We start from the raw sequence: 21,952 nt of genomic DNA, 5'->3' as shown, positions 1-21,952 counted from the left end.
TAATACAGATGAAAGCCTGGATCAAAAAAGCAAAAGAGTATCTAACGCATAGCCTCGGCAAAGTGCCGCAAGAGTTGAATGAGCTAGACTGGAAGGAAACCCTTTCGCCGCAGAATGATAAGCTATGCCGCCATATCTGCGCTTTTGCAAACTATCCGGGTGGCGGCTACCTGGTGTTTGGTGTAGAAGATAAAACGGCCCAGCCAAAAGGTATTGGCAAACCGGAGGCCGATACCATTGTGGCTACTCTGGCTAATCTTTGCCGCAACAACGTTTCGCCGCTGGTAAGCATTGATCATTTAATCGAAGAGTACGAGGGAGTTTCTCTTTTATTCATTCACATCCGCGAAAGCGCAGTCAAACCAGTGCACCTGGCTTCTAAAACCATTGAAGACAGTTACATCCGAAGCGGTGGCACTACCCGCAAGGCGTCCCGCCCCGAAATAGGTGGCTTGATGCTCAATAGCAAAACACCGGTGTTTGAAGAGCTACATGCTTCGAAACTTAAAAACGGTATTGAGGTAATGACCTTGTTGGATTATGCTGGCATTTACCGGCTGCTGAAAAAACCCGTGCCTTCCAATGCCGATGAAATCATGTATTGGCTGGAACAGGAAAAAATGATCAACGGCGTGGATGGCAACGGGTATTACATTACCAACTTCGGCGCCCTGGCCGCTGCACAAAACTTAAGTGATTTTGATACCCTTAGCCGCAAAAGTATCAGGGTGATAAAGTACGAAGGCAAGAACAAGTCGGGAGGCAGCAAAGAGTATCCCGGAAGTAAAGGATATGCCATAGGCTTTGAAGGCCTGATACAGTTCATTAAAAGCCTGTTGCCTGGCAGCGAAATTATAAAACATGCTTTGCGGGAAGAAACAGCGGTTTATCCTGAAATTGCCTTGCGGGAGTTAATCGCCAATGCACTGATCCACCAGGATTTTTCGTTAAGAGGCAGCGGGCCAATGATAGAAATTTTTGACGACCGGATTGAAATTTCCAACCCCGGCCGGTTATTACCGAGCAAGAAGATTGACCGGTTGATCAGAACCACGCCGGAATCAAGAAATGAAATATTAGCACAGGCTTTCCGACGATACAATATTTGCGAAGAAAGAGGTTCGGGCTTTGAAAAAGCAGTAATCGCTATTGAATTGTTTGGTTTACCGCCGTTGAAGTTTGAGGAAACGGAGAATTCTTTTAAGGTGATTTTGTCGGCACCCAAAACATTTGCCGAGATGACCCAACAGGAAAGGCTTGACGCCGTGTACCAGCATTGCATCATTAAATATTATTCCAGCGAAGGCATGACCAATACAAGTTTAAGAGGCCGCTTTCGGATGAATGAGAAGCAACGGCCGCAAGTATCGAAGCTGATCAGGGAGACGGTGGAGAGTGGGAAAATCAAACTAAAAGACCCGGATGGTTCGTCCGACAAATTTTCAGTTTATGTGCCTTACTGGGCTTAAAAAGAACCTGGGTTCTTAGTTAATCAGAATCTGGAAATTAAGCGTAAGTAACTGAAAATCATAATATTGTTAGTTAACTGGAATCCGGAAGCCTAGTTCGCAAACGGAACCTTCACAAGTACCGGCTTGCAATAAAAGGTTGCTCAACGAGAGATTTTAGTTAACTGGAAACCGGCAGTCGAAATAGCAACCTTGAAAATCAATGACTTGTTAGTTAATTGGAATCCGGAAAATAGAGGGAAATTCCTTTATGATAAGAAGAAATCTTATTTGACTGAGAACCCGAAAGGACTCGTAACAGATTGATTTTTAGTCTATTTTTATTTGATTCAAATTCTGACGACTTTTACTCATTATGCCCAGCCAAACTAACGAACAAGCCCTTGAAGCCTCCATAGAAAAACGTCTCACTGGCACTTGCCTAGAAGAATTGAAAGACAAAGGGCAATTGAATCTTCTGCACGAGCGGCAGGAGGCCTACCGTGCAGGCAATGGTTATTACATCGGGCTTGCAGAAGATTACAATGCCAAATATGCTATAGATGAAATCCGGTTCTGGCATTTTTTAGAAACCACGCAAGCCGAAGAATTAGCCAAACTGCAGAAGCAAAATGACTGGAAGCTGAAAATCCTGGAACGGCTTGACCGCATGATTAAAAAACACGGCGTCCTGCGGCTGCTGCGCAAAGGGCTTGAAGTGGATGATGCGCATTTCATTTTGCTTTACCAACTGCCCCTGGCATCGAGCAGCGAGGCCGTTAAGAAGGCATTTGAAAGCAACGAGTTCAGTGTTACCCGGCAGGTTCGTTACTCCCTTACGGCCACTGGTGAAGAAATTGACATGGTAATCTTCGTGAACGGTCTGCCCATTATCACCACCGAGTTAAAGAATCATTGGACAGGTCAGAACGCCAAAGTACACGGGCAGGCACAATATAAGTTTAAAAGGGATGTCACGCAGCCGCTGTTACAATTCGGTCGCTGCATTGTGCATTTTGCGGTTGATACTGAGGAAGTGTACATGACTACCAAACTGGCTGGCGCTGAGACTTTCTTTCTGCCCTTTAATCTTGGCTACAAACATGGCAAAGGCAATCCTCCTAATCCTTTCGGACACCGGACGGCTTACCTCTGGGAAGAGATTCTAACGAGGCAAAGCCTCACTAATATTATTCAGCATTTTGTCCGTTTTGATGGTAAAGAAGGTGATTCCTTGTCGAAGAAGAACCTGTATTTTCCCCGCTATCATCAATTGAACGTGGTACGTAAGCTGATAACCGATGCCAGTACAAAAGGTGTCGGGCAAACCTATCTCATTCAACATTCGGCAGGCTCCGGCAAATCAAATTCCATTACCTGGGCGGCTTATCAATTGATAGAAACTTATCCGCAAACGGACAACATACCAGGTAGCAAAGGCATTTCCAATCCTCTGTTTGATTCGGTGATTGTGGTAACAGACAGGCGCCTTTTGGATAAACAACTCCGCGAAAACATCAAAGAGTTTTCCGAAGTAAAAAACATTGTGGCACCTGCCTATTCATCCAAAGAATTGAAAGAAGCCCTGGAAGGTGGCAAGCGCATTATCACCACCACCATTCAAAAGTTTCCTTTCATTGTTGACGGCATTGCCGATTTAAGCGACAAGCGTTTTGCGGTGATCATTGACGAAGCCCATAGTTCACAAAGCGGTTCGGCAGCCGATAACATGAACAAAGCCATGGGTGGCGGTGAAAGCGAAGAAGAAGAGGGCGACCCACAGGACAAAATATTAGAAGCCATGCGGGCCCGAAAGATGCGAGGTAACGCTTCGTACCTGGCGTTCACCGCCACACCAAAGAACGCCACGCTGGAAAAATTTGGAATTAAGGGCGAAGATGGAAAGTTCCGGCCCTTCCATTTGTATTCTATGAAACAGGCCATTGAAGAAGGCTTTATTTTGGATGTGCTGGCGAATTATACCACGTACAAAAGTTATTACGAGATTGAAAAGTCAATTGAAGACAATCCTCTTTTTGATTCAGTCAAAGCGCAAAAGAAGTTACGTGCCTTTGTTGAGCGTAACCCCGAAACCATTACCACCAAGGCCGAGATCATGCTGGATCATTTCATCACGCATGTTGTCAACAAAAAGAAACTGAAAGGCAAGGCAAAGGCCATGGTGATTACGCAAAGTATTGAGTCGGCTATCAACTACTATTTTGCTTTGAAGAAGTTGCTGGAAAGCAAAGGTGCTCCCTTCCGGATTGCGATTGCCTTTTCAGGAAAGAAAAAGCTAAAGGGCATTGAATACACCGAAGATGACCTGAATAATTTTCCCCCTGAATTAGATATCACCAAACCCACCGATCCCGGTTATATCAGCGACAGGATTGCCCGCTATTTTAATATGGACGAGTACCGGGTTTTAGTAGTGGCGAATAAATACCTTACGGGTTTTGACCAGCCTAAGCTCACCGCTATGTATGTGGACAAGAAACTCCAAGGCGTGTTGGCGGTGCAAGCTTTATCAAGACTAAACCGTTCGGCTGATAAATTAGGAAAGAAAACGGAAGACTTATTTGTACTGGACTTTTTTAATTCTACCGATGATATAAAAACCGCCTTCGATGATTTTTATACGTCCACAACTTTGAGTAAGGCCACCGATGTAAACGTGTTGCATGAACTGAAAAGCAGTTTGGACGCGGTAGGTGTTTACGAATGGAGCGAAGTGATTGACTTTGCTACAAAATACTTTGAAGGCTTAGATGCTGATAGTCACCTAAGCCCGATTTTGCAAAAAGGCGAAGACCGGTTTAACGGCGAGTTGGAATTAGATGATAAAGCAAAGATTGATTTCAAAATAAAGGCAAAGCAGTTTGTAAAGATCTACGGGCAGATTGCTTCTATCATGCCATTTGAAATAGTGAAATGGGAACAACTGTTTTGGTACCTGAAATTTTTAATTCCGAAACTGGTAATTGCTGATCCGACAATTGATGCCCTGGATGAATTGTTGAACTCCGTTGATTTATCTACCTATGGATTGGAAAGAGTAAAGTTGAATGCAAGTATTGGACTGGATGCTTCTGAAACAGAACTTGATCCGCAAAATCCTAACCCAAGAGGGGCACACGGTACTGAAGAAGAGAAAGATCCGTTGGACCTAATTATAAAAAGCTTCAATGAACGTTGGTTCCAGGGCTGGGAAGCAACTCCAGAAGAACAGCGGGTGAAGTTTGTGAACATAGCTCAAAGCATGAGGGCCCATCCGGACTTTAGAACGAAATATGAAGAAAACACAGATGGACAGAACAGGGAAATAGCCTTCAAGAAAATATTTGAAGAAGTGATGGGGAAGCAGCGCAAAAATGAAATGGACCTGTACCGGTTAATGACAAATGATGAAGCGTTTAAGCTGGCAATTCAGGATACGATAAAGAGGATGCTGGCTGCATAAAGCACACTGTATTTATTCTAACCCTATAAAAAAACGATTATGGCTGATTGTATTATTTGTGGCGCTTACACCAAGTATCCAAAAGGAAAATGTTTCAATTGTTATTCATCGAAACCTTCTGGAAAGGAATTTAATGAAGCTTTTGTAGATGAAGATGATATTGGGATGAGTGACAGAGAATGGCAATTCCGTTATGGAATGATTAAAGGACGTATTGCTGAAACTTTGATTCAGGAGCTATTTCTTGCTTTAAAATACAACGTCTTCCGATATGGTATGGAAAACACAATTCCGGGGATTATGGAACTGTTGAAAGGCGTTCGAAGTGATGTGGCCACACAAATCAGACGAATGCCCGATTTTGTGATACAACAACCTAAGACCAATGAGGTATTTTTTGTTGAGGTCAAGTTTCGGGCTAACGGATGTTTTTCAATGAACGATCTTCCTGACAACTATCCGTATGACAATGCCTATATTATTCTAGTTTCAAAACGGCATATAAAATGTTTGTCGGTTGTAGACCTTAAGCGTGGTAAAGAAATTACTCCGGATTGCCGGAATTATCTAGGCAGCCGAAAAGAGTTCGAGCTGGATAAACAGGTCATTATTGATTTTTGTGATTTTGCCGTTCAATTTTTTGCGGAAGTCTAAATAAACTTTATGGAGCCAAACCAAGGCATTGTGTACATCCTCACCAATCCAGCCATTCCCAATATGATCAAAATTGGGATGACGACGCATGAAGATGTAAAGCTTCGTATGGCACAGATATATACTACTGGTGTGCCACTGCCCTTTGAATGTGTGTATGCTGCTAAAGTACTCAACTATGAAAAGGTTGAGAAGGCATTACATATTGCCTTTGGGCCTGACAGAGTAAACCCCAAACGGGAGTTTTTTGAAATTGATCCTATGCAGGCCATTGCCATTATCAAACTAATGGAGATCGAGGATGTAACACCCAAAGTAGCTAATGAAAAGGAAGAGGTGGATGAAATAGACAGGGAAGCAGGAGAAGCGTATGCGAAAAAGAAACGGCCACGTTTTTCCTTCGGCGAAATGAATATTCCAATCGGCAGTGAATTGGTTTGTGTGGCAAACGGTGAATCAGTATCAGTTTCCAGTGATCGCAGCGTTATCTTTCGTGGAACTGAAACCTCTTTAACGAATGCGACACGTACAATCCTCAATAACAGCTACCATGTCGCGCCTGGTCCATATTGGACCTATAATGGCAAGAAGCTAAGAGATATTTACAACGAGACCTATTTGGCGGATGAATGAAGCATTTACTGTAGCGTTTCTATTTGATATACAAAATGCAGTTTAATGAAGTTTGTTGCCATTGCTGATACTCATGGAAAACATAGATTGTTGAAGACATTGCCGGAGGCTGATGTACTTATTCATGCCGGAGACATTAGCCTTATTGACGATACGCATCTTGCAGAAGATTCAGGCCATCAGGTGGAAGATTTCATTAAATGGTTTAGTGGCCTGGATTATAAATACAAAATTTTTATTGCTGGCAATCATGATTTTTATCTTGAGGAATCTGCTGATAGCTTTATACGAAAACGTCTTCCTAAAAACGTTTTTTATCTAAACGATAGTGAAATGACTGTGGCGGGTTTTCAATTGTGGGGCTCCCCAATCACGCCGCGCTATTGGGATTGGGCGTTTAACAGAGAACGCGGTACTGCAATTAATAAACATTGGAAAGTAATTCCTGTTAACACGGATATTCTGATTACGCATGGTCCTGCTTATGGCACTCTTGACAAATCAGCATCCGGCGAACACTTAGGCTGCAAAGACTTATGGAAGAAGATTGATCAAATCAAACCTAAGGTTCATATTTGTGGACATATACATGAAAGCTACGGAACCGAAAAGAGCTTAGAAACGTTGTTCATTAACGCCAGTGTGGTAAACGAAAAGTATGCGCTTGTAAATCCGCCAATAGAATTTAGTTTATAAGTGGACTACTAAAATACGATTACGTACAACTTTTATAATGACCCTGGAAGAATTCGATAATCTATTTGTTGATGATCAAGTTACAATGATTGAGAACCGAGGTGTACTTATCGGCGAAAGGGAAGAATCCCATCACCGGTTTTTGCTTTTTCAAATTGATGCCTTTTATACAGAAGTAGCTTTACGAAAAAAAGATGATACAATTTGGAAAGTGGGCTGCTTTGATCATCCTATTTTGTTGGAGCCGTATTTAAATCGAATTGATCTGTCAGAAATAACACGCCTATAATTAATAACCTGACTTCCATTGCCAGTGAAGAATTTTAACTGCTATTATTTGCCCTTATATGCCCAAATTTAAAGAGTGTCTGTTTCTATAGATAGTAGTAATATCCTCTTTCCCCTTTTCGTTTTTCTCGCTTGATCCGTTCGTTCTTCAGAGCAAGATTAATAAAGGCTGAAAAGTATTGCGGTTTGGAAGTATGTTCTCGTAGATGTGATTCACGCTTTTCTAGTATCTCAATGATTTCAGCTGAACGAAGAGGCTTGCCAGCCTTTTCGATGGCAAAGACAATCTTTGCTACCCACGTCCAATCCTTGCGGTAGCCTGTACACGCCGATGAAGGTGACCACATCAGGCCGTGGCAAGTTGACCACCTATTTTTGTGGCGAAGAAGAGCGGTTCATGTATGATTCGGTCGTAAATAATTTGCGTTGATTTTATTGAGTACGTTACTTACAAATTTAAGCCATTGCTTCTGTTGTTACGACGCTGCGTTTCTTTCTGAGTGACTCGCCTTTGAGTTCAAGGCGGTGAGCAGAGTGCACGATGCGGTCTAAGATGGCATCCGCAATGGTTTTCTCGCCAATGACTTCATACCATTTACTTACGGGGAGTTGGGATGTAATAATCAACGATCCTTTACCATGCCTATCTTCAATCAGTTCCATGAGAACTGCTCTGCTCGGGCTATCAAAAGGCTGCAGTCCAAAGTCATCAAGGATGAGTAAATGTTGCCGCTCGATTTTGGCGACTTCTTTCAGGTAAGAACCATCGGCTTTGCTCATTTTTAATTTGGAGAGTAGCTTGGGCAGGCTGTAATAAACCACCCGATAGCCCATCGAGCAGCCGTGATGGCCAAGCGCAGACGCAAGGTAGCTTTTGCCGCTACCGGTTGGACCGGTGATGAGGATACTTTCTGCTTTGTCAATAAAGCTACAGTCTGCATAACGCAGCAGCTGGTTCTTTTCCAGGTTTCGCTCGGGATGGTAATAAACGTCTTCGAGCAATGCCTTGTAGCGGAAGCGGGCATTTTTAATTTTTTGTTCAATGGATCGGTTTTGTCTTTCATCCCATTCCGCTTCGATCAGGTGAGCGGTGATCTCATCCGCTGTGTACGTATCGGCTCTTCCGGATTCAAGGTCGGTTTTAAAGGCCCTGTGCATGCCAAAGAGCTTCATTTGTTTCATTTTTTCCAGTGTGGTTGCGTTCATGTTCTTGTTTGTTTTTGATGTGATTTATTGATAGTAATGTTCGCCGCGGATGTTGTCGTGCAAAGGCATGGAGAGTTGTTCTGTTTCTGGTGACGGGTCTTTTTTGTCCAGCTCTTTTTCTAAAATAGTTTGGATGGTTTTGTAGTTATAGGCGCCGTAGCCCAAGGCCCGCTGACAGGCTTTGATCAACCGTTCTTTTTCGATCTTCTTTGCAAAACTTAAAATGCCCACACAGGACTTGTAGGCTTGTTCGGGATGTTGCTTGCGCTGAAGCACTTTTAAAATATACAGCTTCACATCCTCGTGGATGGCTTCTGCCCACGAGATGAACTTCTGGGGTGTCCATTCGGCGACAAAGCGGTGGGCGGAGGCCAGGTGCTCTTTGTCTGTGGTGTAGTGATAGGCAAGCCGTGCCCTTGTGTGCAGGGCAATGCGTTCGTAGTTGTAGTAGATCTCCACGGAGTGACGGGAGAAGAGCAGCTTCACTTTTTTGCCAATAAAGCGGTAGGGTACACTGTAGTAATGTTTGTCTGCACTCAGGGCCACATGACCGTTTTTGGCCACCGTGGCATACAAGCATTTTTTCAGTTCATAGCGAAGTGGCGGCAATGGCATCAGGGCTGCCCTTTCCACTTCTTCAAACTGCTGCCGACGGCTGTAGTTGCGGCCTTTTAGATGGGCATTGTTGTGTTCTTCCAGCGCTACTTTGATGGCGGCATTGAGCTGTTCGAGGCTGTGATAAACACGGGCCCGAACCTTTGCATAGATGCGTGAGTACACGATTTTAACGGCGTTTTCCACCAGGGCTTTGTCTCTGGGACGATAGGACCTTGCCGGAAGAATGGTTGTGCTGTAGTGCTGGGCAAAGTCAAGGAAGGTCTCGTTCAGTGTGGGTTCATACTTGCTGCTCTTTGTGACGGCTGATTTTAAATTATCCGGTACAATAGCTTGAGGCACACCGCCGCAAAAGTGAATGGCGTTCTCACACGCTGCGATAAAATCTTCTTTGCCTTGCGAGGCCACCGCTTCCACATACGTTAGTTGACTTGCACCCAGAATAGCAACAAACACTTCCACGGCTTTTATCTCACCGCTCACCGGATCAACAACACTGAGCTTGTCGCCGGCAAAGTCCACGTAGAGTTTGTCGCCGGCTTTGTGTTCCATGCGCATCACCGGATTGACCTGCGCCTTCCACCGAGCGTAGTAATGCTTGAACTGTGAGACACCAAAACCATCGGGATGAACGGCTTTGTACTGCTCCCAGAGCAACTGCCTGGTCATGCCTTTCTTTTTCAGTTCCTTGTCAATGGAGGGAAAGAGAGAAAACAGCGTTTGTAGCTTCTCGCTAATGGGTTGCTCCTGTGGTTTTACAAACAGTTCTTCGAGGTCCTTGTCACTTAGCTCACTGATCTCGTGGAAGGTTAGTTTGCTCTCAGTAAACTGTTTTAAGTACTTCTTTAGCGTGTTGCGGGCGATGCCTGTTTGGGCAGCGATTTGGAGCTTGCTGCGTCCTTGGTGATGCAATTGCAGGATGTGTCTGATTTTGCTCATGCGAACCGGATTGTTTGCCATGCATGCCGAGTTTTATTAGAAAACTTAGCACGAATGGTTCCGAATCACAGAAACTTTTTCTTCTTCTTTTCCGTGGTCAATTTGCTCCGGCGTGAGGTGGTCAATTTGGAGCGGCGAGACCCGGTCAACTTATTCCGGCGAACAGTGGTCAACTTCACCGGCGCTTACAGTAGCCATCGTCAGGGTTTTCGTAGGCTGCAAGTTTTTCCTTGAGAGTTTCGTTCTTCTTTTTTAGCAGCAGCAGTTCTTGATACGTTTCTTTCAGCACATCCAGTTGCGATTGATTGCGGATTTCTTTTTCTTTAAGTATGGCATCCACGTCGTTTTGCGAATAAATTTTCTCCCGCTTGCTTTTTCTATTCGCAATAGATGAATTTTTTCCTTCCATAAGTCATTTTATTTACTTATCCACAAAGGCAATCGCAATGCTTCCTTAATGCTGCTATGATTCAATTCTTATTGGCATATTGGGTTCATCTTAACCTGCCATGAACGAAATCTAATCCTGCTCTTACCAGGCATTCAAGGCCTCATTGCGCTGTGAACAAAAATAACCGACTCCTCTCGATTATGCTAATATTTTTAGCACTAAATCAATCCCTATGATTATCAAATTATCCACACATCTTCTTACTAAAAATTCAAACTTCCTCAAAAATTAGCACTTAACTAACTGATTATCAATTAAATTAGCATATTAATCCCATGAAAACCAAAGCCATTCCCTTATCAGACGAGAAATTTCAAAGCCGGTTATCACTACAAACTTGTAAGCAAGTCTTGCGAGCAAAGGAGAACGGATATTTGGATGAAGAAGTCTTAAAGATCAGAGACACTTTATATGCCCTGGCAGATATTGACTATGAGCATTTTCAAGCAACAAAACAGGAAGCAAAAGTTATTGAACTAAATACAAACCGACCCGATGAAACAGAAAGCCATTCTCTACATCCGCGTAAGTACCGACGAGCAAGCTGAAAAAGGATACAGCTTAAAACATCAGCAGGAAAGACTGGAACGCTATTGCGAATTTCAAGGCATCGACATTGTGGCTACTTATCAAGACGATCATTCAGCAAAGACGTTCGAGCGACCCCAATTCCAAAACTTACTTAGCAGCCTTAAAAAGCGACGGGAAGCCGCAAGTCTATTGCTTTTCACGAAATGGGACCGCTTTTCTCGCAATGCAGGGGATGCTTATGGCATGATTAATCAACTTCGAAAGTTAGGCGTCGATCCACAAGCCATCGAGCAGCCATTAGACCTAAATATTCCTGAGAACAAAATCATGCTGGCTTTCTATTTGGCAGCACCCGAAGTGGAGAATGACCGAAGGGCACTGAATACGTTAGTCGGCATGAGAAGAGCCCGTAAAGAGGGGCGGTGGCTGACGACTGCCCCTAAAGGCTACCGGAATTGTCGGAATGAGGCCAATCAACCCATCATTGAACCGAACAAAGATGCACCACTGGTAAGACTTGCTTTCGAAGAACTATCAAAAGGGCTCTTGGATATTGAAGCTGTGCGAAGGCTGGTAAATGGGAAAGGGCTTAAGGTCAGTCGTAGTGCGTTTTGGTATTTGGTTCGCAATCCCATGTACTGTGGAAAGCTGTTTATTCCTGCTTGGAAGGATGAAGAAGCCACCTATGTAAGGGGCATCCATGAACCGCTAATTACAGAAACCTTGTTTAATGAAGTGCAGGACATACTATCCGGAAGAAAGAAAAATGTACCGGCGAAGAACACAAGGCATGAAGCCTTGCCACTTCGGGGATACTTAGCCTGTTCAAGATGTGGTCGACCGATTACCGGAAGTGCTTCGCACGGCAATGGAGGAAAGTATTATTATTATCACTGCCAGGCCTCACTTGGTTGTAAGGAACGTTTCAAAGCAACAGAGGCCAACGCAGCATTTATTAACTACTTGCAAACGTTCAAAGCAAAAGAGGACGTGCTAAACCTGTATTCCTTGATCATTGAAGAGCGGTTTAAAAGAGCAAAGACAACAAAGTCAACGGAGTCAAAGGACGCCCAGGTCAAAATTGAAAAGCTGGCTACAAGGCTCAAAAACGCAAAGGAAATGATGCTCGATGGCGAGATGGAGCGCAGTGAATACAAGGAAATTAGGGCCGAGTTAGAACCAGAAATTGAAAGACTTAAAAAGGCGCAAACCACGATAAATACCGTCGAAGACGACTACCAGCTATACGGAAGAAAAGGACTTTCTATTTTAAAGGATTTAGCTACAATCTATGCCAGTGCTGATTTACAGCGCAAACAACAAATTCAAGGTGCGATATTTCCTGAAAAGCTGGTTTATTCAGAAAATATTTATCGAACCAAAACGCTTCATCCCCTCTTCGAAGTGATAACCACGACTGAAGCGGCTTTCGGCGGCAACAAAAAAAGGAAAGGCCAGCATTTTGCTGACCTTTCCTGTCAGGTAGCCCCAAGGGTTGAAAACTCGAACCTTTTACTCGAAGATTTACTTGATTTGTGTCCCTTATTGGGTATTACCGGGTAAAATTGACCAGTAAAAAGTTCGAGGTTTTCGAGGTCTATGGAGATTATTCTATACTCAAAAATAATGGTTGGGGCCAGTGCTGTGGAGGCGAAATGATAACCTTGGAAGGATCTTGATCTGATACCCCTTTACCTGAAGAACAAGTACAATCCATATCAAACTCTTCATCCTTTTCAACAATTTGGATGCCTTGCCGACTAAGATTTAGTTCAATACGATTAACGGTCATATCAAATCTACCCGTTAAGTATCCTATTGCGTAGCCTACCACAATGCTTCCTGCGAGCGTTGTTAAGTAGCCTACAGTGTTCAATTGCGGTGTCTCTATCCAATACATTCCAGCCACCCTGCCTTCTTCTTGCGCTTTCTTTGCTTCTGCTTTCCTTTGCTCCTTTTCTTCAGGTGACATTAACTCTTGTTGCACAAGCCGGGAATTCACCATTTTTCTACAATAAACACACGGGTCACCAGGAAACAGACGATTGATTTGAACTACCTGGCCTGTTATCTTGCCGTCTGCTCCTTCCATCGCAACCCCAACGTCAATGGTGGGTATCAAATAACGTAGCGCTATATCTGAAAGTGCCACTCGGGCAGAATGTAGGTCAGTGCACCCTAATACAAGATTGCAAGTGACAAGTTGGTCCACAACTTCAGATTGAGGAATCCTGCCGCGTATTAGAATGACTTCGCAATCAGGATTAATCGTCTTAACGTGTCTGCCTGCAATCAAAACTTTTTCAGTTCCTGTAACTATGTCATCGTACGTGCTTCCATGCACCCTCTCCAAGTTGGAGTCTTCAAAAACTTCCGGATCAATAATTATTAGTTTACCCACGCCAGCACGAGCCAGCAGTTCAATACATGGTGAGCCGGTTCCGCTTGCGCCAACAATACCCACGGTAGACCCTGCAAGCATTTGGGCAGAATCAACGCTGAATTGAGAGACCAACCGCTGCACCCTTTTCAATGCCTCTTCTGACAACTGGTTTGGCTTCGTATAATCTTCTAGGGTGACGGACATGTTATCAACAATGAACTTTTCAACATCATACCATTCTCCACTCCAGTAAACACGACCAGTCGCTGAAAAATTATTGGCTTTATCTAGTGCGAAAATCAGACTTGCAAAGGGGAGCCCTGGTGTATACGGAATTAGCAACTCTGCGTAATACTTCTCCATTTCATAGTCTGATGGACTCGCTCCTGTTTCAAACGACAAAGGATGTGAGTGCACAAAACCTACTGCATAAGGGTGTGTCTCCGTTAAGGCCAGCATCCGAGAGGTGTACTGAGCCTGTATTTCTGTTATCCAACTTTCTTCATCAAGGTCCCCTGCAATTGGGTGGTCAATTGCCTGAAGTGTGAGAACCAAATTTTCAGTGGTTAGTCTGATGCCAAATCTTACAAAGCTCCCCCACTCGCTTTTCGGGTAGCGGCGGAAAATGAGCTGAAACAGTTCTGCGCTCAACGGTTCAGCCATCCTTACAATTACCCTTCTTTTATGTTGCTGCTCCATTTAAATTTTGTTTAGCCAAGTGAATAAGTGTTGGTAGTAGTCGTGAAAACCATGCTTAGTCGGTGTCCACATTGGCGCTCCTGCACCGCTATATGGATGAAAACTTAAGAATCGCCATTGGCCTCCCTGAAAATTGATAGTGTGCTGAGGATTTGACCCGCCTACAACGAGAGGTGCGAGTGGGGAATTTAGTGGCAGTGCAGGCATATCTAAAGGTGATGCCGGATAGCCCGGAGGCACGGTGACAAGAACATCCGCTGCAGTCGGGAGGCCTTTTCCGCCTCCCGATGTTTCCAGCTGGTGAAATAAAACGTAATCTTGCTCTCCTTCGGTGATCAGTTCAGCTTTAATACCGCCAGCATCAGATAACTTCTGCAATTCCTGGAGAATTCGCTGGTGGACCGGGTTGTTTTGATTAACCTCCATAACCTGCCTCCACTACGTTTCTAATAATTTCAAAATGATCGGCCATTTTGATGTCAACGGTGTCCTGGATAGAAAACTGCTTGTTGTCGCGTTTCCGGGTAATTTTCGCATTCTCACGGGGTACTGATACAAGATCCGCGAGTTCTCCACCTAACATGGACGATTTAACTCCTTGATTTTCATCAAACTTGATTTTGTTGATGAAGATGTGAAGCTTGTCCTTAACCGGACCTGCATTACCATTGCCGTTGTTTCCAGAACCTGGATTTTGTTGTCCACTTTCAGAATTTTTTGCTTGCTCTGTGTTCATTTACTTTCTGTTTTTATTAATGAATGATTATTTTTACATACTCCCGAGCGATTGCTTTTCTAACCTCACAGCGGCTGTAAGCCTACACAGTAACCTTAACTGAAAAAAAATAGATTCCGCACTTGGCGGAAAAAATAAATTCTCAGTTATTATCAATTAAAAGCTCAACTTTTTATGAGATGAAAGATGCACAGATACTTAATAAGCTTGGAGAGATTACCCATGAGACCTGGCGGGCTGCAATTCAAAAATGCCATGACCACATGGACACCAAATTATGGGGCAAGACAGCTTCAGGCGCCCATTGCGAACAAAGGCTCGGAATGGATGCAAAAGATTATTATTTGGGAAAGGCAATAAAAGCACTTTATGAAGGAACTTGGGAATGGAAGTACGAAGAATTTCCTATTGATGAGCAGCTAATACGCATAATCAACAGCATGATTTCGGAGCAGGTGCGGAAATACAAGATAGAGGTCAAAAAAGGCAAAAAAACGGTGCTGGTTGAAAATGAGCAGTTAGCTTTATCCCTTGACGAGGAAGTGGATAAGGAATATGACGAAAGCCAATTACAGAAACTTTCAACGGCACTTACAATGGCTTGTGAAGGTAATGAGCAATACCAAGCCCTTGTAAAATTTAAAAAACAAGGTTTAAGTTATAATGAGATCAGTACAGAAATGAATTGCGACAAAGAAGAGCTATACCGGATGATAGAAAACATAGGAAAACGAGCAAAAAGGATATTGAAGTCATTGTAATAAATCAAAGAAAACTCCACATAAAAAATGTCAACTGAAAAAGTAAATTTCAGCAACTACCGCTTCGCACTGGAATTTTTAATTGAAGCAAATCTGCGAAGTGACGCTGGCATTGATGAAGCTAATGATGAGTTTATCGAAAGACATCTTGAGTTAGTAGACAAACTAAATCTTGAAGCCTCAAGCAAATTGAATAATTCAAAACACAACCTGCAGCACACTTCTTTTATTTTAAACGAACCTCAAGTAACCTATACTAAAAGGAAATGGAGGCATAAGTCTGTCCTGAATTTGATGGCTGAAGCTGAATGTGAGGATCCAATTGAAGAAATCAAAAATAGAGCTAGGAAAATTGTTTTGTATGCGTTGGAAAACGGTTGGAATGGGCCACCTTTCAATGCAATTGAACTCGCAAAAATTTTGAATTTCGATATTTCACCAAACGATACTGTATTAGACGCAAGAACTATTCCTGTAGGCAAAAAAAAGTTTTTAATCGAGTATAACCCTTTTCAAAAACCTACTCGCATGAACTTCTCAGTCGCACATGAAATTGCACACACCTTGTTTTCAGACTGTGATGAGGCCATTAGAAACAGAGAAGAGGAACCTGATAAGAACAGAGAGCTTGAACAGCTTTGTAACTTAGGTGCTTCTGAACTTCAATTGCCTTACGTTATTTTTCCTAGTGATGCAAATCAGCTAAGAGATATAACAGTTGAAGGGTTAATTGCCTTAGCTCAGAAATATAAATCTTCTTTAGAATCTATTTTCATTGCTTTTGTTATGGCTATAGATAGACCTTGTGCTATCATGGTCTTTACTTTCCAAAATGAAAAGCAATTGGTTTTGGACTACCATAAATCATCAACCCGCTTTAAGCCAAGCATCCCAGATAACTTTCAAATTCCCACAGGATCAAGAGCCTATTACTGCACTGCTCCTGGATGGACAGAGAGGGAAACTGTTTCTTGGGAATTTTTAGGTGAGTCCTATAATGCTTTCTACATTGGAATATCACCAATGAGGAAAGAAAATAAAGCAAGGATCGGCGTTATTCTGGTGCCGCATTATGGAAAGGAAAAATTACAGGACCGAAAAATAAATATTGAATTTGGTGATGCGACAAAACCGCGAGGAGGAGGCATCAAGATCATTGCTCAATTAGTTAATACAAGTGGAGGGTTAGGTTTTGGTTTTGGTAAAGCATTATCAAAAAATTATCCAGTTATAAAAGAGGCTTTAAAAAAATGGAAAGAAAGAAAAATAGAATTTAGACTTGGAAATAGTCAATTGATAAAAGTTAGTGACGACACCTATGTATTTCAGATGCTTGCACAAAACGGATTATTCACAAGAAACGGAAAGATCCCACTTGAGTATACAAGCCTCCAACAGTGTTTAGCGGATTTAAGGGAAAAAGCACTAAAATTAAAAGCTAATGTTTACATGCCATTAATCGGTGCAGGGCAAGCCAAAGGAAAGTGGGAAATTATTGAAGGTTTAATTTACTCAGAACTAGTCAATCAAGATGTCAAGGTTAATATCTACATATTGAAAAGTCCTAGCACAGAAGACTTCAAGCCTAAATCGAGTTTGTCTTTATTCAATGAAGAATCTACATGGCAGAAAGAAAAATAATTATTTTATTGAGCGGTGAGATTGCTGCTGGTAAAACGACACTTGCCCATAAACTCGAAGAAAAGTTTGGTTTCAAAATTCTTAAAAGCCGCCAGGCCATAAAAGATTTAGCAAAGAAGAAACTTAAGGGCGAAGATCCAGATAGGACTTTTCTGCAAAAGTTCGGCACCACACTCGATCAAAAAGAAGATGGTAGATGGGTATTAGACTATTTCCAAAATGACTTTGGTTTCTCCTTTGAAGAGGATAGCTTTTTTATTGTAGATGCTATACGGATTCTAAAACAAATAGAACATTTCAGAAAGGCGTATAGTTTTTCCGTTTACCACATACATCTTACAGCACCCGCACATGTGTTACAAGAAAGATTTTTAAAAAGAGAAGAAATTAGATACTTATCAAGAAAGATAGCCATTGAAAAGTACCATGAGGCAAAGCAAGATCCAACCGAAAAACAAGTTCCAACTTTAGCGGCTGATGCTGATTTGACGATAGATTCAGAATTAGCTACTGAGGATGATGTGTTTATTAGAGTATCAAGCTTTTTGAAGCTGCTTGCTCCAACAAAGAATGAACTTGTTGATGTCATAGTTGGTGGACAATTTGGATCCGAGGGTAAAGGCCAAATAGCAGCCCATATTGCGCCAGAATATGACTGTTTGATCCGAGTTGGAGGGCCAAATGCAGGCCATACTGTTTATGAAGAGCCTACGAAACATGTTTTTCACCTACTTCCTTCTGGTTGTAAAAGAAATCCAACAGCTAAACTGATCTTGGGGCCGGGAACCATTATTAACGTAAATAAGCTACTTGAGGAAATTACAAACTACCGGGTTGTTGACGAGTTTTCTAACCGGCTAATTATTGATGAAAACGCAATCGTGATAAGTGATGCTGACATTGAGCTTGAACAGGAAGTAAAAAGAACTATCAGTTCGACCGGTCAAGGCGTTGGAGCTGCAACGGCAACCAACATCATCGCAAGGTTGTATGGTACAGACAAGCATAAAGCTAAAAACTGTGACAAACTCAAGCCTTATATTGGAAGCACATATGATGTGCTCGAAAATTTATACCAGAACAACAAAAGAATTTTACTTGAAGGCACACAAGGAACGGGACTTAGTATCCATCATGGAATATACCCATATGTAACCTCTAGAGATACTACTGTATCCGGTTGTTTATCTGAAGCTGGTATTTCTCCTAAAAGGGTCAACAAGATTATTATGGTAACAAGGTCTTATCCAATCCGTGTAGGCGGAACATCTGGACCTTTTTTTAGCAAAGAGATAAATATGGAAACGATAGCAAAAAGGTCGGGAAAAGATCCTGAGGAATTAAAAAGGAATGAAAAAACCACCACTACTAAAATAGATAGACGGATAGCGGAATTTAGTTGGACAATGTTTAGAAAAGCTTGTGAGTTAAATTCGCCATCTGATATTGCACTAACATTTGCAGACTATTTCTCAACCAAAAACGAAAAGGCACGCAGGTATGACCAACTCACTTCTGAAACAAGACAATTTATTGAAGAAATTGAGACGTGTTCCGGCGTAAAAGTATCACTTATCAGCACCTGCTTTGATTATAGAGCAATTATAGATCGTAGAAACTGGAAATAAAATGAATATTGAGAAGTTCAAAGTTTTAAGACCTTATCTGTATCATCTTACAGACAAAAGAAACCTGGATTCAATTTTAAGTGACTATACATTGAAAAGTACAGTTACACTTGTAGAAATATTAAAGCTGCCTAACCGCGAAGATTTTTTGCGAACGAGAAGAGTCGGCCACAAAGAAGTAACAGATGGAGCAAAATCTTTCTTATTGAGAGACCAAGATCCACTTTATGAAAAAATAGCTACCAAAAATTTGGAGCACGGTATGTCGTTTGGAGATTTTGTCTACCTATTGAACTCTAAAGTCTTCTTCTGGGCAACGGAGGGTGACTTGCGTAAACATTATAAACGGTACGAAAATCAAAATGAAAACCCAATTGTCTTTAAGGTAAGTACTGAAGAGTTATTTGCCATAAATGAAATTCAGCCCAAGTTCTGCAGATTAAATTCCGGAGCGCCACGATGCAGCTCTTACTATCAGGAAGGCGCACCGCCACGAGGAAACAACACTTTTTTAGAAGCGGATGATTATTCAGGTACACCAAGCTCAGTTCGAGAAGTTACGTTTGACATGATGTGCAAATTACCAGTAACTGTAATGCTGTCCCCACACCCGGACAAAGCCTTTAAGAATATCTCTTAATTAAAGAAAGGATTATCATGAAAGGCATCTAATTATCATTCTAAAACCTAAAACCCTTTCTTTCATTTCCGTTCCAAATCCGTCTAAATCTTTTCATTTCTGCCCAAAACAGAAATTTATGCCCTCTATGAAGAGTCTTTAAAATAGCCATAAGTCTTTAATTGGATAATTTAGCATTTGTGAAGACTTACATTAAAAATATGGTTTGCAACTGCTGTATTATGGTTGTCAGGCAAGAATTTGAAAAAGCTGGCTTAAACCCTATAAGCGTTATAATGGGCGAAGTTGAATTGGCAACCCCTTTAACCGATAGCGAATTAAAAAGCATTGGCGAAAAGCTCACTGATTTAGGCTTTGAAATATTGGACACCAAAGCACACAAGCAGGTTGAGAAAATTAAGAATCTGCTGATAAAAAAAGTTCAGAGCGGCGAAATCGAAGAACACTTTAGCCTTTCCGAATTTCTCTCTAAAGCTCAGCAGAAACCGCAGACATTATTCTTGTCAACAGCGACCCTAAAGACGTAGTGCAAATGATTCATTTCGGACGGGCTTCCCACAAGAAGATGATACAAAACCTTCTTTGGGCGGTTGGCTACAACGTGATAGCTATTCCTCTTGCTGCTGGCGTTCTATCACTAAAATTTGTTGCAAGCCCTGCTCTTGGAGCAGTGCTCATGAGCCTAAGCACTATTGTCGTAGCGTTCAATGCCCAACTGTTAAGCGCCAGTTCAAATAGAATATTATTGATTCGGGTTACAAGTATCTAAGGCTTAAAGCCAAATGAGTATAGGCAAATAATATTTCTCACTTCCTTAAGCTATGTCTATGATAAGTACAATATGAAAGGAAATGTAGATGTGCTGTAAAGATGGATAAGTCAACAAACAAGTGCAAGTGAAGGCTATGTGGTTCACCCGCTTCCTCTTCAACTAAATGAATTGTCACGTCATTGAGTTTAGATTTCAGTTAATTGTTACTCGTGTACTTTGTAATGTATTGTTTCATTTGCTGCAATTCTCTGCTGAAATTTTGAATAATGGTTTGCGCTGCACTTTTCATAGAGGTGTTCGTACCGCTTTCTAAATAGGATTTAGCGAGGTCGATGGTATTTTGATTGTACTCTGAAAGGATTTGTGCAAAAACAGCGTCTTTGTCTGATGCGTCAACAATCTCCAAATGCTTTATCCTTGGGACGTTTTTTTTCACGGGTGGCCGGTAGCCTGTCGGTGAGTTGAATTGATAGTTATGAAAAATTTCTTCCTGTTTTTTTAGGAAAGCCAATTTCTTTTTTGCCAGGGCTTTCATTATTGTATCACTGCCAGCTTTTAGGTGTAGTTCACACATCTCAATTCCCGCAAACTGGTTTGTAATCATGAGCTTTGAAAAATCGTCTTCGGGATTGCCTGTTGTTTGCACATTGGCAAAGCCTTTATTCATGCGCTCCACTATGTTATGTAACCTGTCTTTGTAATCCTGCACTTCAGGGCTGCTTACTTTGGCCTGTGAAGAATCAACCGGCTCTGTGCTGCGCTTAACGGTTTCGGATTCTTCTGTCTTGGTTGCGGCTTTGTTATTGTTCTTACACGAAACGAATGCCGCTATGACTACGACTAAAAATTTAATTTTAAATTTCATTGCACAGGTTTTAAAATTGCTAAACTGAACGCTTCGGAAAATAGGCTAGATCTAGGCAACCCCAACATACTGTTTTGTTTTCTTTCAAAATCGAAAAGAATTTCATTTCAACGGTTAAGCGTTAAGGTACAATTACAAGATCCTTCACAAAAAGACTTGTAGCTTTGAGACATGAAAAAATTAAATGTGCTGACTTGCTGGAAATGCGTAATGCTATTGTCTGCATTGTTCGCATTGGCAAATACTTAAGGTGCTATCCATACTCTTTAAAGGTCGGCTTCTTTTCCGGCCTTTTTTGTTTGTTATGGTTGAGTTTCCAAACCAGGTAACGATGGAATGCTGCCGATAAGCTGTAAAGCCGAAACCTATCCGTAAGCAACCCTATCCGTAAAAAGGTCCCTGAAATGCAACGGTACTTCAATAATTCTGTTGGCTGAATGGCTATCAGGCAATACCTTTGCCGCACGTGAAAAAGGCGCTCGTATATCTTTTAGCTTTTATTGTGCTCGTGGTCAGTTGCATCCCGTGCTCTGACACAAGGGCTTCACGTTTTGATAGCGGCGCAAAAACTGTCCTCGATCAGACTTCAGGACAGCATAATGATAAGGACGATTTGTGTCCCCCGTTTTGCCAGTGTAATTGCTGCACAAATGTGTCAATCAATCACGTTCTTGCTTCGCAAGAACTTGCTCCTCTATTTGAGCTTCATCAAAAGTTTCCTATAACGCCGTCATACGCTCTTCAAATGGTTGCTTATGCCATTTGGCAACCTCCTCAAATACATGCCTGATTTCCGCCGTCTCTTTTAGCGGATACCCATTTATTGGTTCCTTAATTTTTATCATTTTCAACACTGACAATGGCTAAGTCTCGTGTACGAGCTAACCGTAGGCAGTACAGCAC

Annotated in this window: 21 protein-coding genes; 14 read left to right on the top strand and 7 right to left on the bottom strand. The window is 42.1% G+C overall.

Annotated features, from left to right (window positions below; translation table 11 throughout):
• Nucleotides 1-8: 8 nt before the first annotated feature.
• From FSB75_RS12235 to FSB75_RS12210, 6 genes are all read left to right on the top strand, one after another.
• Nucleotides 9-1,469, top strand: a complete 1,461-nt coding sequence (locus FSB75_RS12235; RefSeq protein WP_146787738.1) for an ATP-binding protein — start codon at nt 9-11, stop codon at nt 1,467-1,469.
• 355 nt (nt 1,470-1,824) lie between these two features.
• Nucleotides 1,825-4,911 carry a type I restriction endonuclease subunit R gene (locus tag FSB75_RS12230; RefSeq protein WP_146787735.1) on the top strand — a complete coding sequence of 1,029 codons (3,087 nt, stop codon included), beginning with the start codon at nt 1,825-1,827 and terminating at the stop codon, nt 4,909-4,911.
• Nucleotides 4,912-4,950: 39 nt separating this feature from the next.
• Nucleotides 4,951-5,565 carry a hypothetical protein gene (locus FSB75_RS12225; protein WP_146787733.1) on the top strand — a complete coding sequence of 205 codons (615 nt, stop codon included), beginning with the start codon at nt 4,951-4,953 and terminating at the stop codon, nt 5,563-5,565.
• A 9-nt stretch (nt 5,566-5,574) separates the two neighbouring features.
• On the top strand, nt 5,575-6,198 hold the full coding sequence (locus FSB75_RS12220) for a GIY-YIG nuclease family protein (protein WP_146787729.1): 624 nt from the start codon (nt 5,575-5,577) through the stop codon (nt 6,196-6,198).
• Nucleotides 6,199-6,243: 45 nt separating this feature from the next.
• Entirely contained in the window at nt 6,244-6,894 is a 651-nt protein-coding gene (locus FSB75_RS12215; protein WP_146787726.1) for a metallophosphatase domain-containing protein, read from the top strand.
• Between the two features lie 37 nt (nt 6,895-6,931).
• A complete protein-coding gene (locus FSB75_RS12210; RefSeq protein WP_146787724.1) occupies nt 6,932-7,183 on the top strand; it encodes a hypothetical protein in 252 nt (83 codons plus the stop codon).
• 455 nt (nt 7,184-7,638) lie between these two features.
• Here FSB75_RS12210 and istB read toward each other — a convergent pair whose 3' ends face one another.
• The 3 genes from istB to FSB75_RS12195 all read right to left on the bottom strand — a co-directional run bounded on the left by istB (nt 7,639) and on the right by FSB75_RS12195 (nt 10,351).
• Nucleotides 7,639-8,388, bottom strand: coding sequence for an IS21-like element helper ATPase IstB (gene istB, locus FSB75_RS12205; protein WP_146781217.1), 750 nt, complete (start codon nt 8,386-8,388; stop codon nt 7,639-7,641).
• Between the two features lie 24 nt (nt 8,389-8,412).
• On the bottom strand, nt 8,413-9,942 hold the full coding sequence (istA, locus tag FSB75_RS12200) for an IS21 family transposase (protein WP_227990569.1): 1,530 nt from the start codon (nt 9,940-9,942) through the stop codon (nt 8,413-8,415).
• A 175-nt stretch (nt 9,943-10,117) separates the two neighbouring features.
• On the bottom strand, nt 10,118-10,351 hold the full coding sequence (locus tag FSB75_RS12195; RefSeq protein ID WP_146787721.1) for a hypothetical protein: 234 nt from the start codon (nt 10,349-10,351) through the stop codon (nt 10,118-10,120).
• A 317-nt stretch (nt 10,352-10,668) separates the two neighbouring features.
• Here FSB75_RS12195 and FSB75_RS12190 point away from each other — a divergent pair, with 317 nt between their 5' ends.
• Both FSB75_RS12190 and FSB75_RS12185 read left to right on the top strand, forming a co-directional pair.
• A complete protein-coding gene (locus FSB75_RS12190; RefSeq protein WP_146787719.1) occupies nt 10,669-10,941 on the top strand; it encodes a hypothetical protein in 273 nt (90 codons plus the stop codon).
• A complete protein-coding gene (locus tag FSB75_RS12185; protein ID WP_146787716.1) occupies nt 10,889-12,487 on the top strand; it encodes a recombinase family protein in 1,599 nt (532 codons plus the stop codon). The genes FSB75_RS12190 and FSB75_RS12185 overlap by 53 nt, the downstream gene beginning before the upstream one ends.
• A 43-nt stretch (nt 12,488-12,530) precedes the next feature.
• On the opposite strand, the gene FSB75_RS12180 is transcribed toward FSB75_RS12185, so the two are convergent.
• The 3 genes from FSB75_RS12180 to FSB75_RS12170 are packed head-to-tail and all read right to left on the bottom strand — an operon-like array spanning nt 12,531 to nt 14,742.
• Nucleotides 12,531-14,006, bottom strand: a complete 1,476-nt coding sequence (locus FSB75_RS12180; protein WP_146787714.1) for a HesA/MoeB/ThiF family protein — start codon at nt 14,004-14,006, stop codon at nt 12,531-12,533.
• Nucleotides 14,007-14,432: an E2/UBC family protein gene (locus FSB75_RS12175; protein WP_146787711.1), complete on the bottom strand. Its 426-nt coding sequence runs from the start codon at nt 14,430-14,432 to the stop codon at nt 14,007-14,009.
• The gene (locus tag FSB75_RS12170; protein ID WP_146787707.1) at nt 14,422-14,742 is read right to left on the bottom strand and encodes a hypothetical protein; all 321 of its coding nucleotides are present in this window, start codon (nt 14,740-14,742) and stop codon (nt 14,422-14,424) included. The genes FSB75_RS12175 and FSB75_RS12170 overlap by 11 nt, the downstream gene beginning before the upstream one ends.
• A gap of 122 nt (nt 14,743-14,864) precedes the next feature.
• Here FSB75_RS12170 and FSB75_RS12165 point away from each other — a divergent pair, with 122 nt between their 5' ends.
• From FSB75_RS12165 to FSB75_RS12145, 5 genes are all read left to right on the top strand, one after another.
• Nucleotides 14,865-15,503: a sigma-70 RNA polymerase sigma factor region 4 domain-containing protein gene (locus FSB75_RS12165; protein ID WP_146787704.1), complete on the top strand. Its 639-nt coding sequence runs from the start codon at nt 14,865-14,867 to the stop codon at nt 15,501-15,503.
• A gap of 27 nt (nt 15,504-15,530) precedes the next feature.
• The gene (locus tag FSB75_RS12160; RefSeq protein ID WP_146787700.1) at nt 15,531-17,144 is read left to right on the top strand and encodes an ImmA/IrrE family metallo-endopeptidase; all 1,614 of its coding nucleotides are present in this window, start codon (nt 15,531-15,533) and stop codon (nt 17,142-17,144) included.
• Nucleotides 17,126-18,772 (top strand): adenylosuccinate synthetase, encoded by a 1,647-nt coding sequence (locus tag FSB75_RS12155; RefSeq protein WP_146787697.1) that lies wholly within the window; start codon nt 17,126-17,128, stop codon nt 18,770-18,772. Before FSB75_RS12160 ends, FSB75_RS12155 begins: the two co-directional genes overlap by 19 nt.
• A gap of 1 nt (nt 18,773) precedes the next feature.
• Nucleotides 18,774-19,412, top strand: a complete 639-nt coding sequence (locus tag FSB75_RS12150) for a DUF7002 family protein (protein ID WP_146787693.1) — start codon at nt 18,774-18,776, stop codon at nt 19,410-19,412.
• A gap of 179 nt (nt 19,413-19,591) precedes the next feature.
• The gene (locus FSB75_RS12145; RefSeq protein ID WP_146787690.1) at nt 19,592-19,939 is read left to right on the top strand and encodes a hypothetical protein; all 348 of its coding nucleotides are present in this window, start codon (nt 19,592-19,594) and stop codon (nt 19,937-19,939) included.
• Between the two features lie 441 nt (nt 19,940-20,380).
• Here the strand turns inward: FSB75_RS12145 and FSB75_RS12135 are convergent, their stop codons facing one another.
• Nucleotides 20,381-21,049, bottom strand: coding sequence for a DUF305 domain-containing protein (locus FSB75_RS12135; protein ID WP_146787687.1), 669 nt, complete (start codon nt 21,047-21,049; stop codon nt 20,381-20,383).
• Between the two features lie 466 nt (nt 21,050-21,515).
• Here FSB75_RS12135 and FSB75_RS22375 point away from each other — a divergent pair, with 466 nt between their 5' ends.
• A complete protein-coding gene (locus FSB75_RS22375; protein WP_394345156.1) occupies nt 21,516-21,839 on the top strand; it encodes a DUF6660 family protein in 324 nt (107 codons plus the stop codon).
• Nucleotides 21,840-21,952: the final 113 nt, after the last annotated feature.

It is taken from the genome of Flavisolibacter ginsenosidimutans (assembly GCF_007970805.1).
GTDB classification, from domain to species: domain Bacteria; phylum Bacteroidota; class Bacteroidia; order Chitinophagales; family Chitinophagaceae; genus Flavisolibacter; species Flavisolibacter ginsenosidimutans.
Note: the sequence above shows the minus strand (reverse complement) of the source record. Positions and strands in the feature narration are given on the sequence as shown.

Coding starts and splice junctions, on each gene's coding strand:
- FSB75_RS12235 (WP_146787738.1), top strand. CDS start 9: ATGAAAGCCTGGATCAAAAAAGCAAAAGAGTATCTAACGCATAGCCTC.
- FSB75_RS12230 (WP_146787735.1), top strand. CDS start 1,825: ATGCCCAGCCAAACTAACGAACAAGCCCTTGAAGCCTCCATAGAAAAA.
- FSB75_RS12225 (WP_146787733.1), top strand. CDS start 4,951: ATGGCTGATTGTATTATTTGTGGCGCTTACACCAAGTATCCAAAAGGA.
- FSB75_RS12220 (WP_146787729.1), top strand. CDS start 5,575: ATGGAGCCAAACCAAGGCATTGTGTACATCCTCACCAATCCAGCCATT.
- FSB75_RS12215 (WP_146787726.1), top strand. CDS start 6,244: ATGAAGTTTGTTGCCATTGCTGATACTCATGGAAAACATAGATTGTTG.
- FSB75_RS12210 (WP_146787724.1), top strand. CDS start 6,932: ATGACCCTGGAAGAATTCGATAATCTATTTGTTGATGATCAAGTTACA.
- istB (WP_146781217.1), bottom strand. CDS start 8,388: ATGAACGCAACCACACTGGAAAAAATGAAACAAATGAAGCTCTTTGGC.
- istA (WP_227990569.1), bottom strand. CDS start 9,942: ATGAGCAAAATCAGACACATCCTGCAATTGCATCACCAAGGACGCAGC.
- FSB75_RS12195 (WP_146787721.1), bottom strand. CDS start 10,351: ATGGAAGGAAAAAATTCATCTATTGCGAATAGAAAAAGCAAGCGGGAG.
- FSB75_RS12190 (WP_146787719.1), top strand. CDS start 10,669: ATGAAAACCAAAGCCATTCCCTTATCAGACGAGAAATTTCAAAGCCGG.
- FSB75_RS12185 (WP_146787716.1), top strand. CDS start 10,889: ATGAAACAGAAAGCCATTCTCTACATCCGCGTAAGTACCGACGAGCAA.
- FSB75_RS12180 (WP_146787714.1), bottom strand. CDS start 14,006: ATGGAGCAGCAACATAAAAGAAGGGTAATTGTAAGGATGGCTGAACCG.
- FSB75_RS12175 (WP_146787711.1), bottom strand. CDS start 14,432: ATGGAGGTTAATCAAAACAACCCGGTCCACCAGCGAATTCTCCAGGAA.
- FSB75_RS12170 (WP_146787707.1), bottom strand. CDS start 14,742: ATGAACACAGAGCAAGCAAAAAATTCTGAAAGTGGACAACAAAATCCA.
- FSB75_RS12160 (WP_146787700.1), top strand. CDS start 15,531: ATGTCAACTGAAAAAGTAAATTTCAGCAACTACCGCTTCGCACTGGAA.
- FSB75_RS12155 (WP_146787697.1), top strand. CDS start 17,126: ATGGCAGAAAGAAAAATAATTATTTTATTGAGCGGTGAGATTGCTGCT.
- FSB75_RS12150 (WP_146787693.1), top strand. CDS start 18,774: ATGAATATTGAGAAGTTCAAAGTTTTAAGACCTTATCTGTATCATCTT.
- FSB75_RS12135 (WP_146787687.1), bottom strand. CDS start 21,049: ATGAAATTTAAAATTAAATTTTTAGTCGTAGTCATAGCGGCATTCGTT.